Annotated in this window: 8 protein-coding genes; 4 read left to right on the top strand and 4 right to left on the bottom strand. The window is 55.9% G+C overall.

Annotated elements, in window-relative coordinates; genetic code table 11:
- Nucleotides 1–136: 136 nt before the first annotated feature.
- Nucleotides 137–2,416 carry an NADP-dependent oxaloacetate-decarboxylating malate dehydrogenase gene (gene maeB, locus OGV67_RS18210; RefSeq protein WP_012131325.1) on the bottom strand — a complete coding sequence of 760 codons (2,280 nt, stop codon included), beginning with the start codon at nucleotides 2,414–2,416 and terminating at the stop codon, nucleotides 137–139.
- 278 nt (nucleotides 2,417–2,694) lie between these two features.
- On the opposite strand from maeB, the gene tal reads away from it, so the two are divergent.
- Nucleotides 2,695–3,645: a transaldolase gene (gene tal, locus OGV67_RS18205; RefSeq protein WP_047462108.1), complete on the top strand. Its 951-nt coding sequence runs from the start codon at nucleotides 2,695–2,697 to the stop codon at nucleotides 3,643–3,645.
- Between the two features lie 20 nt (nucleotides 3,646–3,665).
- The gene (gene tkt, locus OGV67_RS18200; RefSeq protein WP_058667858.1) at nucleotides 3,666–5,660 is read left to right on the top strand and encodes a transketolase; all 1,995 of its coding nucleotides are present in this window, start codon (nucleotides 3,666–3,668) and stop codon (nucleotides 5,658–5,660) included.
- 102 nt (nucleotides 5,661–5,762) lie between these two features.
- Here the strand turns inward: tkt and OGV67_RS18195 are convergent, their stop codons facing one another.
- The 3 genes from OGV67_RS18195 to aegA form a co-directional block, all read right to left on the bottom strand.
- Entirely contained in the window at nucleotides 5,763–6,806 is a 1,044-nt protein-coding gene (locus tag OGV67_RS18195; RefSeq protein ID WP_058667861.1) for a DUF1176 domain-containing protein, read from the bottom strand.
- A 126-nt stretch (nucleotides 6,807–6,932) separates the two neighbouring features.
- Complete coding sequence (gene nudK / locus OGV67_RS18190; RefSeq protein WP_049009707.1) at nucleotides 6,933–7,508, bottom strand: GDP-mannose pyrophosphatase NudK; 576 nt, start codon at nucleotides 7,506–7,508, stop codon at nucleotides 6,933–6,935.
- A gap of 91 nt (nucleotides 7,509–7,599) precedes the next feature.
- A complete protein-coding gene (gene aegA, locus OGV67_RS18185; RefSeq protein ID WP_071258043.1) occupies nucleotides 7,600–9,573 on the bottom strand; it encodes a formate-dependent uric acid utilization protein AegA in 1,974 nt (657 codons plus the stop codon).
- Nucleotides 9,574–9,797: 224 nt separating this feature from the next.
- Between aegA and narQ the strand changes: the two genes are divergently transcribed.
- Both narQ and acrD read left to right on the top strand, forming a co-directional pair.
- Nucleotides 9,798–11,498, top strand: coding sequence for a nitrate/nitrite two-component system sensor histidine kinase NarQ (gene narQ, locus OGV67_RS18180; RefSeq protein ID WP_071258044.1), 1,701 nt, complete (start codon nucleotides 9,798–9,800; stop codon nucleotides 11,496–11,498).
- A 185-nt stretch (nucleotides 11,499–11,683) separates the two neighbouring features.
- On the top strand, nucleotides 11,684–14,797 hold the full coding sequence (gene acrD, locus OGV67_RS18175) for a multidrug efflux RND transporter permease AcrD (RefSeq protein ID WP_047462093.1): 3,114 nt from the start codon (nucleotides 11,684–11,686) through the stop codon (nucleotides 14,795–14,797).
- Nucleotides 14,798–14,830: the final 33 nt, after the last annotated feature.

The raw sequence follows: 14,830 nt of genomic DNA, 5'->3' as shown, positions 1-14,830 counted from the left end.
GACCTCATCGTGGCAATTTTTTGTCAGAGTAAATAACAAAATTCGGCAAGCTGATTTAAAAGGTGAAGTAGATCACTAAGAAAGGAGGAAATAAAAAAGCGCGGGGAACCCCGCGCCGAAATGAATTAAAGTGAAATTACAGTGGCTGCGTTTGCGCTTCGACCACCGCCAGCGCCACCATATTAACGATACGGCGAACAGAAGCGATCGGCGTTAATACATGCACCGGTTTGGCAACGCCCATCAATACCGGCCCTACCGTCACGCCTTCCGAGCTGGAGACACGCAGTAAGTTGTAACTAATACGCGCGGCCTCCACGTTAGGCATAATTAAAATATTCGCCGCCCCTTTCAGCGGGCTGTCCGGCATCCTGTCGTTGCGAATACTTTCAACCAGCGCGGCATCACCGTGCATTTCGCCGTCGATCATCAGCTCAGGCGCGCGCTCGCGTACTAACTCCAGCGTCTGACGCATTTTGCAAGCAGCGACAGACTTAGACGAACCAAAGTTGGAATGCGACAACAGCGCCACCTTCGGCTCAATACCAAAGCGGCGCACCGTTTCCGCAGCCATTAACGTAATTTCCGCCAGTTGCTCCGGCGTCGGATCGTCATTGACATAGGTGTCGGCGATAAAGGTGTTGCCGCTCGGCAACAGCAAGGCGTTCATCGCCCCCGCCGCGTGGACGCCCTCACGGTAGCCAAACAGTTCCTGCACCACGCTGAAGTGTTCGTGGTATTCGCCGATGGTGCCGCAGATCATCGCATCCGCTTCACCGCGCAGAACCATGATCGCGCCAATCACCGTGGTATTGCTGATCACCGCCCGCTGCGCCTGTTCCTGCGTCACGCCACGGCGTTTCATGATCTTATAGTATTCACCCCAGTACTCTTTGAAGCGCGGATCGGATTCATTGTTAACGATCTCGAAATCCACACCCGATTTGATCTGTAGCCCCAGCTTCTGAATGCGCATTTCGATCACGCTCGGACGACCAATCAGGATCGGTTTCGCCAGACCTAACGTAATCAGCTCCTGCGTCGCATGCAGGACACGCGCCTCTTCCCCTTCCGCCAGCACCACGCGCTTCGGCGCTTTACGGGCCAGAGAGAAGATTGGCTTCATGAACAGGTTGGTTTTGTAGACAAATTCGGTCAGCTTATCGATGTAGGCATCGAAATCAGCGATCGGCCGCGTCGCCACGCCGGAGTCCATCGCCGCTTTCGCCACGGCAGGCGCAATCTTCACAATCAGGCGCGGGTCGAACGGTTTTGGAATGATGTATTCCGGGCCGAAGCTCAAATCCTGATCGCCATAGGCGGAAGCGACCACTTCACTTTGTTCGGCGTGCGCCAGTTCAGCAATGGCGTGTACCGCCGCCAGTTTCATCTCTTCGTTGATCGCGGTTGCGCCGACATCCAGCGCGCCACGGAAGATGAACGGGAAGCAGAGCACATTGTTGACCTGGTTCGGATAGTCGGAACGTCCGGTACAGATGATGGCGTCTGAACGCACCTCTTTCGCCAGCGGCGGCAGAATTTCCGGCTCCGGGTTCGCCAGCGCCAGGATCATCGGCGCACGCGCCATTTTTTTCACCATCTCCTGGGTCAGCACTTTCGGGCCGGAGCAGCCCAGGAAAATGTCCGCCCCGTCGATCACATCATCCAGCGTGCGTTTGCCGTCATCCACCACCGCATAGGCCGCTTTGGTCTCCACCATGTTGGGTTCGCGATCTTTATAGATAACGCCTTTCGAGTCACAGACCACGATATTGTGTTTCTGCATCCCCAACGCCACCAGCAGGTTCATACAGGCGATTGCCGCCGCCCCTGCCCCGGAAACCACCATCCGCACGTCAGAGATATTTTTTTCCACCACGCGCAGGCCGTTAAGAATCGCGGCGGTGCTGATAATCGCCGTTCCGTGCTGGTCATCATGGAATACCGGAATATTCATGCGCTCACGCAGTTTCTGCTCGATATAGAAACATTCAGGCGCTTTAATATCTTCGAGGTTAATCCCGCCGAACGTCGGCTCCAGCGCGGCAACGACATCAATGAATTTATCCGGGTTATGTTCATCGACTTCAATATCAAACACGTCGATGCCCGCGAATTTCTTAAACAGAACGCCCTTACCTTCCATTACTGGTTTACCGGCCAGCGCGCCGATGTTGCCCAGGCCGAGCACCGCCGTTCCGTTAGAGACCACCGCGACCAGATTGCCGCGAGCGGTGTATTTGTAAGCCGCCAGCGGGTCTTTTTCAATTTCAAGACACGGCGCCGCTACGCCAGGCGAATAGGCCAGCGCCAGATCGCGCTGTGTGGCAAGGGGCTTGGTCGGGGAAACCTGGATTTTACCTGGAACGGGAAATTCGTGGAAATCGAGGGCGCTTTGTTTTAATTGGTCATCCATCTTGTTGTTCCTTTCACGTATCGATCAAAAAAGTGGCGCGGGTAACCTCTGGTGCGCCGCACATTATCACCTCCCTGCGCGGCATAAACTTTGAAGGTAGCCATACTCTCACTACTCAAAGAAAGAATTTGTTATCAATTTATAGCATCCATGTTACCCGCTTAAACCCGCATTACCATGCCTGTCTGCTATGCTTTTTTGTTGTGTACTGCATGAATTTCTCAGAAGTGTGAATCAACGCACTCACCTAACGCTTTACTTTTCAAGGAGTATTTCCTATGAACCAGTTAGACGGCATCAAACAATTCACCACTGTCGTGGCAGACAGCGGCGATATCGAATCCATTCGCCATTATCAGCCTCAGGACGCCACCACCAATCCCTCGCTGCTGCTAAAAGCGGCTGGCCTTGCGCAATACAGCCATTTGATTGATGACGCGATCGCCTGGGGCAAGAAACGCGGTAAAACCCAGGAGCAGCAGGTCGCCGAGGCCAGCGATAAACTGGCCGTCAATTTCGGTGCGGAAATTCTGAAAATCGTCCCCGGACGGGTCTCTACGGAAGTGGACGCGCGCTTATCCTTCGATAAAGAAAAAAGTATGCAGAAGGCCCGCCACCTGGTTGATCTCTACCAGCAGCAGGGCGTGGAAAAATCGCGCATTTTAATTAAGCTCGCGTCAACCTGGGAAGGGATACGGGCGGCGGAAGAGCTGGAGAAAGAAGGCATCAACTGTAACCTGACGCTGCTGTTCTCTTTTGCACAGGCGCGCGCCTGCGCGGAAGCGGGCGTTTTTCTGGTTTCGCCGTTTGTCGGGCGTATCTATGACTGGTATCAGGCGCACAGCCCGATGGACCCCTACGTCGTGGAAGAAGATCCGGGGGTGAAATCGGTACGTAATATCTATGACTACTTCAAACGTCACCGCTACGAAACCATCGTCATGGGGGCCAGTTTCCGTCGCACCGAGCAAATCCTGGCGCTGACAGGCTGCGACCGCCTGACCATTTCTCCCAACCTACTGAAAGCGCTACAAGAAAAAGAAGAGCTGGTGATCCGCAAACTGGTGCCGTCATCGCAGACGTTCCATCGCCCGACCCCGATGACCGAAGCGGAATTCCGCTGGGAACATAATCAGGACGCGATGGCCGTTGAGAAACTGTCGGAAGGTATCCGCCTGTTCGCCGTTGACCAACGCAAACTGGAAGACCTGCTCGCCGCCAAACTGTAAACCTTGCCACGGAGTGATTTATGTCCCGAAAAGACCTTGCCAATGCCATTCGTGCGCTCAGTATGGATGCCGTACAAAAAGCCAATTCCGGTCATCCCGGCGCGCCAATGGGCATGGCGGATATTGCTGAAGTGTTGTGGAATGATTTTCTCCGCCACAACCCGACCGACCCCACCTGGTATGACCGCGATCGCTTTATTCTTTCCAACGGCCACGCGTCAATGCTGCTCTACAGCCTGCTGCACCTGACCGGCTACGATCTGCCAATCGAGGAGCTGAAAAACTTCCGTCAGCTCCATTCAAAAACGCCGGGACACCCGGAAATCGGCTATACGCCAGGCGTTGAAACCACCACCGGGCCATTGGGTCAGGGACTGGCGAACGCCGTCGGCCTGGCGATTGCCGAACGCACGCTGGCCGCGCAGTTTAATCAGCCCGATCATGACATCGTCGATCACTACACGTATGTCTTTATGGGCGATGGCTGCCTGATGGAGGGGATTTCGCACGAAGTCTGCTCGCTGGCGGGTACGCTGGGGCTGGGCAAGCTAATCGGCTTCTACGATCACAACGGCATCTCAATTGATGGCGAAACCGAAGGCTGGTTTACCGACGATACCGCCAAACGGTTCGAAGCGTATCACTGGCATGTAGTGCATGAAATCGACGGACACGATCCCGAAGCCGTGAAGAAAGCGATTCTTGAAGCGCAGAGTGTAAAAGACAAACCGTCGTTGATTATTTGCCGGACGGTAATCGGCTTCGGCTCACCGAATAAAGCTGGGAAAGAGGAGTCTCACGGCGCAGCGCTGGGAGAAGAAGAGGTGGCGCTGACCCGCCAGAAACTGGGCTGGCATCACCCTGCTTTTGAGATCCCGAAAGAGATTTACCGAGCCTGGGATGCGCGTGAAAAAGGTGAAAAAGCGCAGCAGGCATGGCAGGAGAAGTTCGCAGCGTATCAGAAAGCATATCCCGATCTGGCAAGAACGTTTACCCGACGAATGCGCGGCGAGTTGCCAGAGTCCTGGGAAACCACGACGCGAAAATACATTGCTGAATTGCAGGCCAACCCGGCCAAAATCGCCACCCGCAAGGCATCGCAAAATACGCTGAACGCCTACGGCCCAATACTGCCGGAACTGCTCGGCGGCTCGGCGGATCTCGCGCCCAGTAACCTGACTATCTGGAAAGGTTCGACGTCGCTGAAAGAAGATCCGGCCGGGAATTACATTCACTACGGCGTGCGCGAATTTGGTATGACGGCCATTGCCAACGGCATTGCCCACCACGGCGGATTTGTGCCTTACACCGCGACCTTCCTGATGTTTGTGGAATACGCCCGTAACGCGGCGCGAATGGCGGCGTTGATGAAAGCCCGGCAGATCATGGTTTATACCCACGACTCCATCGGGCTGGGTGAAGATGGGCCGACGCACCAGGCCGTGGAGCAGCTGGCCAGCCTGCGTCTGACGCCAAATTTCAGCACCTGGCGTCCGTGCGATCAGGTTGAGGCGGCAGTCGGCTGGAAGCTGGCGGTTGAGCGCCATACCGGCCCGACGGCGCTGATTCTCTCAAGGCAGAATCTGGCGCAGGTGGAGCGTACCCCGGAGCAGGTGAAGGAGATCGCCCGTGGTGGTTATGTGCTGAAAGACAGCGGCGGTAAGCCGGATGTGATCCTGATTGCCACCGGGTCTGAAATGGAAATCACCCTGCTGGCGGCGGAAAAGCTGACCGGAGAAGGCCATAACGTCCGGGTGGTGTCCCTGCCTTCGACGGATATTTTTGATGCTCAGGATGAGGCGTATCGCGAATCCGTGCTGCCGTCGAACGTTGCCGCTCGCGTGGCGATTGAGGCGGGCATTGCCGACTACTGGTACAAATATGTCGGGCTGAAAGGCGCGATTGTCGGGATGACGGGATATGGCGAATCGGCCCCGGCCGAAAAACTGTTCCCTTATTTCGGCTTTACGGTCGAGAATATCGTCGAAAAAGCGCATAAGGTGCTTAAAGCGTAAAAATGGATGAGTGGGTCGGAAGCCGGATGGCGACGCGATGCGTCTTATCCGGCCTACAAAACAGTCCGTAGGCCCGGTAAGCGTTAGCGCCACCGGGCGCCCCTAACGTGTGATCCACAACGTGGGCCAGGCATCTGGCCCATGCCAGTTATCGCAGCTTGGCTCTTCGGCATAACGCACCAAACGAAAACGCTGGCCGTCAAAACGCCAGCGCGTCTGGATACCGCAATCGGCCAACCCACGCCCTTTTGCCAGCGTGATTAATTCCCGGGATTTCTCGTCAAAAACCGCGTTCATCAGCTCCATATCATTGCTTTCAGCCCCGGAGTTAAAGGGTAAACGCAACCGTACGGCGCGGGAGGCGAATGGTTTTTTGCGTGAGACAATCCACGCGAGATCGACCGTATTATAGGCTCCGGCTTCGCAACCGGTCATCAGCAGGGCTTTGTCATCGGTCAGGGCCGCGACGCGCACTTCCCGGCGCATCGGGTCAAGCGAGCAGTGAATACTGTTCATCCGCCAGTTACCGTAATCCAGCAGATCGTTGCGTTCATCATAAGAGAGCGGCGTCGGCGTTGGGTTGACGATAGCCACGCCTTTCAGCGCTGGCGCGGGCGGCACGCTGAGCGGTGGATCATTCCCTTTATCAATCCACGCCGTTTCGCTGCCAACGCGTTTTTGCTGTGCGTCGATAAACAACAGCGCAGCTTTAAGCCCCACCAGAGAAATCGTCTGTTTTCCCTTTTTCAGAGTAATCGCCTGGGCTTCCTGAATGGTCTGTAAAAACGCGGCAATGGTGGCGGTGTCGTCCGTCATCAGATGCCAGGGCGTGATACGCCATTGCCCGGCATTTAGCGGCAGCGGTTTTTCATCCAGCAGCAGACGCGGCGCAATCTCCGCCTCTTTCGCACCGGGCGAGGTCAGCCCCCCCAAATCAATGCGAAGTACCGCATCGGTATGCGCCCCGGCGCTGCGGCTTAAGGTCATCACCAGCCCGCGATGTTCGCCGGTATTACGCGCCACGCAAAAATTCTGATTGTTACAGGTGACCTGCCAGTCAGAAAAAGTCTGCTGCGCTGGCGCCGCCCACGTCAGCGACGTCGGCAGCAGGCCGAGCAGGAAAACGAAAATAACGCGATTGCGCATGGACGGTACAACCCCAGAAGAAAAACGAAACGGCTTTAGGCGGTATCTTCCTTGCGCGACTCCTGTGGCTCAATCAGATTTGTCGGATAGCGGCATCATTATGTAAAGAAATATAAACCTTATTTATCAATCCATTAGCGAGGAAGAATGCAAATAATTGAGCAATAACACGGTCTTACCGTCTCGTATCTCACCGGTTTTGATCATCGCCAGCGCCTGTGTTAATGGCAGTTCCAGTACCTCAATATCTTCATCTTCCACACCGCCGCCTGCGTTTGCCCGCTGACTGTCGCTGTATTCTGCAATGAAGAAGTGAATCAGTTCCGTCACGCCGCCAGGCGACATGTATAACTCAAACAGTTTACGCACCTCACCCACTTCATAGCCGGTCTCTTCAATCGCTTCTTTGCGAATGCACGCTTCCGGCTCGTCGTTATCCAGCAGCCCGGCGCAGGTTTCTATCAACTGGCCGCTTTCATTGCCGTTCACCCAGGTGGCAACGCGAAACTGGCGGATGAGCACCACGGTTTGTTTTTCGCGGTTATACAGCAGGATCGTTGCGCCATTGCCGCGATCGTAAACCTCGCGCTTATGGCGAATCACATCGCCATTTTTACGGGTCAGATCGTAGGTAATATTGCGCAGGATAAAGTAGTTATCAGAGAGAACTTTGTCTTTGATGAGAGTAATTTTTTGCGACATACCGGCTCCACAGCGTAAGAAGACAGGTAATCTTACGCCGCAAGGCCGGTTTTGTCTGCGCGCTATCATGCTGCTCGCGCCGAATGGAGACTTATCCGGTTTGCATGATCCCCAGCCACTGAATAATCCCCTGCGCGGCGTGACGCCCTTCCGCCATCGCCGTCACCACCAGATCGGCGCCGCGCACGGCGTCACCGCCCGCGAAGATTTTAGGATTACTGGTCTGGTAACGGAACGCGCTTTCGACATTTGCCGCAATGCGCCCCCAGTCGTCCACTTTCACACCGTGCGCTTCCAGCCACGGCATACCATGCGGATGAAAACCAAACGCCATAATTACCGCATCAGCGGGCATGACAAACTCGCTGCCCGCGATGGGCATCGGGCGGCGACGCCCCTGCGCATCGGGTTCGCCAAGCTGAGTACGTAAAAAACGCACGCCGCTGACGCAACCGTCGGCATTCAGCACCAGTTCAACCGGCTGTACGTTAAATTCAAAGTGCGCCCCCTCTTCCCGTGCGTTTTTTACCTCTTTTTTCGACCCCGGCATATTCGCCTCGTCGCGACGATATGCGCAGGTCACCTGGCTTGCGCCATGACGCAGCGCGGTACGCACGCAGTCCATCGCGGTATCGCCGCCGCCCAGCACCACAACATTAAGCCCGGCGGTGTCGATAAAAGGTTCGTCAGGCAATTCATCCAGCCCCATAACCTGTTTCGTGTTGGCAATCAGGAACGGCAGCGCATCATATACGCCCGGCGCATCTTCATTTGGCAGGTCGGCCTTCATGGAACGGTATGTGCCGACGCCGACAAAAACCGCATCGTACTCATCCAGCAGCGACGCCAGTCTGACGTCTTTGCCGACTTCGCAGTTCAGTTCAAAATGAATTCCCATCGCGCTGAAGATTTCGCGACGGCGCGCCAGCAGTGATTTATCCAGCTTAAAAGAGGGAATGCCAAAGGTCAGCAGGCCGCCAATTTCAGGGTGGCGATCGAACACGGTCGTGCTCACGCCATGACGCGCCAGCACATCTGCGCAGGCCAGCCCGGCCGGGCCCGCGCCAATAATCGCCACACGTTTATCCTGCTGCTGAACGCCGCTCAGGTCTGGCCGCCAGCCTTTGTCCAGCGCCCGGTCGGAAATGTAGCGTTCAATATTGCCGATCGTCACCGCGCCATACTCATCGCGCACCGTACAGGCGCCTTCGCACAGCCTGTCCTGCGGGCATACGCGCCCGGTAATTTCCGGCAGGCAGTTAGTCTGGTGCGACAGCGCCACCGCATCGTCAATGTTTCCCGCTTTTACCAGCTCAATCCACTGCGGAATATGGTTGTGCAGCGGACACGTCCACTCGCAGATACTGTGTTCACCGCACTTCAGGCAACGGGCCGCTTCGCGTTCAGCCTGCGCGGTACGAAACGGCAGGTAGATTTCATCAAAGCTGGTTTTTCGCGCGTCAATCGCCAGCTTATCCGGCTCGCCGCGTGGGGGCGTCGCCCGCATCTGTTCAACTTTATTGAGCGCATAAGGAGTGACTCCCGTCGCACAGGCATGCCAGGGCTGATTTTCCTGACGCGCGGTGCGCAGACGCCGCGCTTTCGACAGCCGGGTCAGCGACGCCTCCGTTACCAGCTGCAACGCATCTGCCGGGCAGTTTTCAACACAGGCCGGGCCGTCTTCGCGATCCAGACACAAATCGCATTTGTGCGCTGTGGCTTTGACCTGATCCTGACCTGTTGGTGTAAGGATTATCTGCATTGTGCCGAAGGGACAGGCAACCACGCAGGATTTACAGCCGATACATTTTTGCTGGTTGACCTGAACGCTGTCTTTGACATGACGGATTGCGCCATTTGGGCAACTCCGGGCGCAAGGCGCATCCTCGCAGTGGTGGCAGGTTACCGCGCTGCGCTGATGCTGATGTTTGATCACCGTAATTCGGGGCTGAAAATGCCGCTGGTGCAGTACGTGTTGCTCATCATTGTGGGCCATTACGCAAGCGACCTCACAGGCATGGCATCCCAGGCACTGTTGGCTATTGGCCATAATAAAACGATTCATGGCGTCCTTCTGTTTTGGTGGCAAAAACCTTATTCTTTATATGAATGTTATTAACCGACGCCGAAGGGGTCGGCAATGTTCATTTGCCCAGGACGCACAACTATTTATCCAGAACCTGTGGCAGATCAATTTATTTCATCGCTGGTGAAATTGCGTTTCAGTTACACTTGCCAATGCCAATATTTATCCGTTCACTGTGAGCATATTTTTCGGGGATTACGCGCGTGGTCGTCAAACGCCCTGTCTCGGCCAGCCTGGCCCGGGCCTTTTTTTACATTGTGCTGCTGTCGATTCTCTCAACCGGTATCGCCCTGCTGACGCTGGCGAGCAGTTTGCGGGATGCCGAGGCCATTAACGTGGCCGGTTCACTGCGTATGCAGAGCTACCGACTGGGTTACGATCTGCAAAGCGGCAGTCCGCAATTGAACGCGCACCGTCAGCTTTTTCAGCAAGCGCTCAACTCTCCCGCGTTAAGTAACCTGAACGCCTGGTACGTCCCACAGACGGTTAAAAGCCGTTACGGGCAACTGCATGCGAACTGGCTGGAGATGAACACGAGGCTGGTAGATGCGGATATAAAATGGTATCGCGCCAATATCAATAACTATGTCGATCAGATCGATCTCTTCGTTCTGGCGCTGCAACACTATGCCGAGCGCAAGGTGATGCTGGTGGTCGGCATATCGCTGGCGGGCGGCATCGGGATCTTCACGCTGGTCTTTTTCACCCTGCGGCGTATTCGCCAGCAGGTAGTCCAGCCGCTTAACCAACTGGTCGCCGCCAGCCAGCACATTGAACATGGTCAGTTCGACATCCCGCCGCTGAATACCCACTTGCCGAATGAGCTGGGGCTGCTGGCCAAAACATTTAGCCAGATGTCGAGCGAGTTACATAAGCTGTACCGCTCTCTCGAAGCTTCGGTAGAAGAAAAAACCCACGATCTGCACGAAGCCAACCGCCGTCTGGAAGTGCTGTACCAGTGCTCACAGGCGCTCAATACCAGCCAAATCGACGTTCACTGTTTCCGCCATATTCTACAGATCGTCCGCGAACATGACGCCGCTTACTATCTGGAATTAACCGTGGGCGATAACTGGCGGATCAGCGAAGGAACGGAAAGCGCTGATTTGCCCATGCAGATTCTACCGGTCACGATGCAGGAAACGGTCTACGGCGAACTGCACTGGCAAAGCCCCAACGTCAGCGCCTCCACCCCGCTGCTGCACAGCGTATCGACCATGCTGGGGCGCGGTTTGTACTTTAATCAGGCGCAAAAACATTTCCAGCAACTGCTGCTGATGGAAGAGCGCGCGACTATCGCCCGCGAGCTGCATGACTCACTGGCGCAGGTGCTCTCCTATTTGCGCATTCAGTTGACGCTGCTGAAGCGCTCAATTCCAGAAGATAATCTCCCCGCACAAAGCATCATGGCGGATTTCTCCCGGGCGCTGAACGACGCTTATCGTCAGTTGCGCGAGCTGCTGACCACCTTCCGCCTGACGTTACAGCAGGCCGACTTACCTTCTGCGCTGCATGAAATGCTGGATACCCTGCAAAGCCAGACCTCCGCGAAACTGACGCTGGATTGCCGTTTACCGACGCTGGCGCTGGATGCGCAAATGCAGGTGCACCTGTTACAAATCGTTCGCGAGGCGGTGCTGAATGCGATTAAACACGCCAGCGCCACGGAGATCGCCGTTAGCTGCGTCACCGCCCCCGATGGCAACCATACGGTCTATATTCGGGATAACGGCGTCGGTATTGGCGAACCGAACGAACCAACGGGGCACTACGGTCTGAACATTATGCGCGAGCGTGCGGAAAGACTTAGCGGCACGCTGAATTTCTCGCAACCGTCAGGGGGCGGGACGCTGGTCAGCATCAGTTTTCGCTCATCGGAAGATGAAGAGGGTCAATTAGCGTAAAGAACGGCAAAGCACCGCACGGCGGGAATACAGACAGGGCGGCACTGGCACAAAATGTATGCTGTAAACGTGCATGATAATTTACATTATCTTCTTTTTTTCTCCACGTTTGACACGTACCTTGCCGCTACAGTGAAGCAGGTCATACCCAATAATTATACGCAGAAACACGAGGTCCTCCTTTAATGGCGAATTTCTTTATCGATCGCCCCATTTTTGCCTGGGTGCTGGCAATCCTGTTGTGTCTGACGGGCACCCTGGCCATTCTCTCTTTGCCCGTAGAGCAATATCCCGACCTGGCGCCGCCAAACGTCCGCATTACCGCGAATTATCCGGGGGCATCCGCGCAGACGCTGGAAAATACCGTCACTCAGGTTATCGAACAGAATATGACCGGCCTCGATAATCTGATGTATATGTCGTCGCAAAGCAGCGGGACGGGCCAGGCAACGGTGACGCTCAGTTTTGTGGCCGGAACCGACCCCGATGAAGCCGTCCAGCAGGTACAAAACCAGCTGCAATCGGCAATGCGTAAATTGCCGCAGGCGGTACAGAACCAGGGCGTCACGGTCCGTAAAACCGGGGACACCAACATCCTGACCATTGCGTTTGTCTCCACCGACGGCTCAATGGATAAACAGGACATCGCCGACTATGTCGCCAGTAATATCCAGGACCCGCTCAGCCGCGTAAACGGCGTAGGGGATATCGACGCCTACGGTTCGCAATATTCGATGCGTATCTGGCTGGACCCGGCCAAACTCAACAGCTACCAGATGACCGCGAAAGATGTCACGGATGCCATCGAATCACAGAACGCGCAAATTGCCGTCGGGCAGCTTGGCGGCACGCCTTCGGTCGACAGGCAGGCGCTCAATGCGACAATCAACGCCCAGTCGCTGCTGCAAACGCCCGAGCAGTTCCGTGATATCACGCTGCGCGTCAACCAGGACGGTTCAGAGGTCAAGCTGGGCGATGTGGCGACCGTCGAAATGGGCGCTGAAAAATATGATTATCTCAGCCGCTTCAACGGTAATCCGGCCTCCGGTCTGGGGGTAAAACTGGCCTCTGGCGCCAACGAAATGGAAACCGCCAAACTGGTGCTTAACCGCCTGGACGAGCTGGCCGAATACTTCCCGCACGGTCTGGAGTATAAGGTGGCGTATGAAACCACTTCCTTCGTCAAAGCCTCGATTATCGATGTGGTGAAAACCCTGCTGGAAGCCATCGCGCTGGTGTTCCTGGTGATGTACCTGTTCCTGCAAAACTTCCGCGCCACGCTGATCCCCACTATCGCCGTACCGGTGGTATTGATGGGGACGTTCTCCGTCCTGTATGCCTTCGACTACAGCATTAACACGCTGACGATGTTCGCGATGGTGCTGGCGATCGGCCTGCTGGTCGATGATGCCATCGTGGTGGTGGAAAACGTCGAGCGCATCATGAGCGAGGAAGGTCTCTCGCCGCGCGAAGCCACCAGAAAATCGATGGGGCAGATACAAGGCGCGCTGGTCGGTATCGCGATGGTGCTGTCAGCCGTATTTGTGCCGATGGCTTTCTTTGGCGGTACGACCGGGGCTATCTATCGCCAGTTCTCCATCACGATTGTCGCCGCGATGGTGCTCTCCGTGCTGGTGGCGATGATCCTGACGCCCGCCCTGTGCGCCACGCTGCTAAAACCCCTGCACAAAGGCGAGCATCACGGACAGAAAGGCTTCTTCGGCTGGTTTAACCGGACGTTCAACCGCAACGCTGAACGCTACGAGAAAGGCGTTGCGAAGATCCTGCATCGCAGCCTGCGCTGGATACTGATCTACGTTCTGTTGCTCGGCGCGATGGTGGTGCTGTTCCTGCGTCTGCCGACCTCCTTCTTGCCGCAGGAAGATCGCGGGATGTTTATTACCTCGGTACAGTTGCCAAGCGGCTCCACGCAGCAGCAGACCTTAAAAGTGGTGCAGGAAGTTGAAAAATATTACTTCACCCAGGAGAAAGACAACGTCATGTCCGTCTTCTCGACGGTGGGATCGGGGCCTGGCGGGAACGGTCAAAACGTGGCGCGCATGTTTGTCCGCTTAAAAGACTGGGACGAACGCAACGCCACAACCGGCACCTCGTTTGCCATTATTGAACGCGCCACGAAAGCCTTTAACAAGATTAAAGAAGCGCGCGTTTACGCCAGCAGTCCACCGGCAATCAGCGGTCTGGGCAGTTCCGCAGGGTTTGATATGGAACTTCAGGACCATGCGGGCGCCGGTCACGATGCCTTAATGGCCGCGCGCGATCGGTTGATTGAGCTGGCGGCGCAGGACAGTTCGCTGACCCGCGTGCGTCACAATGGTCTGGACGACAGTCCACAGTTGCAAATTGATATCGATCAGCGCAAAGCCCAGGCGTTGGGCGTCTCTATCGACGACATCAATGACACGCTGCAAACCGCATGGGGCTCCAGTTACGTCAATGACTTTATGGACCGGGGTCGCGTGAAGAAGGTCTATGTACAGGCGGCGGCGAAATACCGCATGCTGCCGGACGATATCAATCTCTGGTATGTGCGTAATAAAGACGGCGGCATGGTGCCTTTCTCCGCCTTTGCGACGTCACGCTGGGAAACGGGCTCTCCGCGTCTGGAGCGCTATAACGGCTACTCGGCGGTCGAGATTGTCGGCGAAGCGGCGCCTGGCGTCAGTACCGGTACGGCAATGGATGTAATGGAGTCGCTGGTTCGCCAGTTGCCAACGGGGTTTGGGCTTGAATGGACGGCGATGTCTTATCAGGAACGCCTCTCTGGCGCGCAGGCGCCTGCGCTGTACGCCATTTCGCTGCTGGTCGTTTTCCTGTGTCTGGCCGCGCTGTATGAAAGCTGGTCGGTGCCGTTCTCGGTCATGCTGGTGGTGCCGCTGGGCGTCATTGGCGCGCTGCTCGCCACCTGGATGCGCGGACTGGAAAATGACGTTTACTTCCAGGTCGGATTGCTAACGGTGATCGGTCTTTCCGCGAAAAACGCGATCCTGATTGTCGAATTCGCCAATGAGATGAACGAGAAAGGCCACGATCTGCTGGATGCCACGCTGCATGCCTGCCGCCAGCGTTTACGCCCAATTCTGATGACCTCTCTGGCCTTTATTTTCGGGGTGCTGCCGATGGCGATTAGCAACGGGGCGGGTTCCGGGAGCCAGCATGCCGTCGGGACAGGCGTCATGGGCGGGATGATCTCCGCCACCATCCTGGCGATTTACTTCGTACCGCTGTTCTTTGTGCTGGTGCGTCGCCGCTTCCCGCTGAAACCGAAGCCGGAATAAGACACAAAAAAGGCGACTTACTTTGAGTCGCCT

This window comes from Citrobacter sp. CK188, from assembly GCF_030333525.1.
Lineage (GTDB): Bacteria > Pseudomonadota > Gammaproteobacteria > Enterobacterales > Enterobacteriaceae > Citrobacter_B > Citrobacter_B koseri.
Note: the sequence above shows the minus strand (reverse complement) of the source record. Positions and strands in the feature narration are given on the sequence as shown.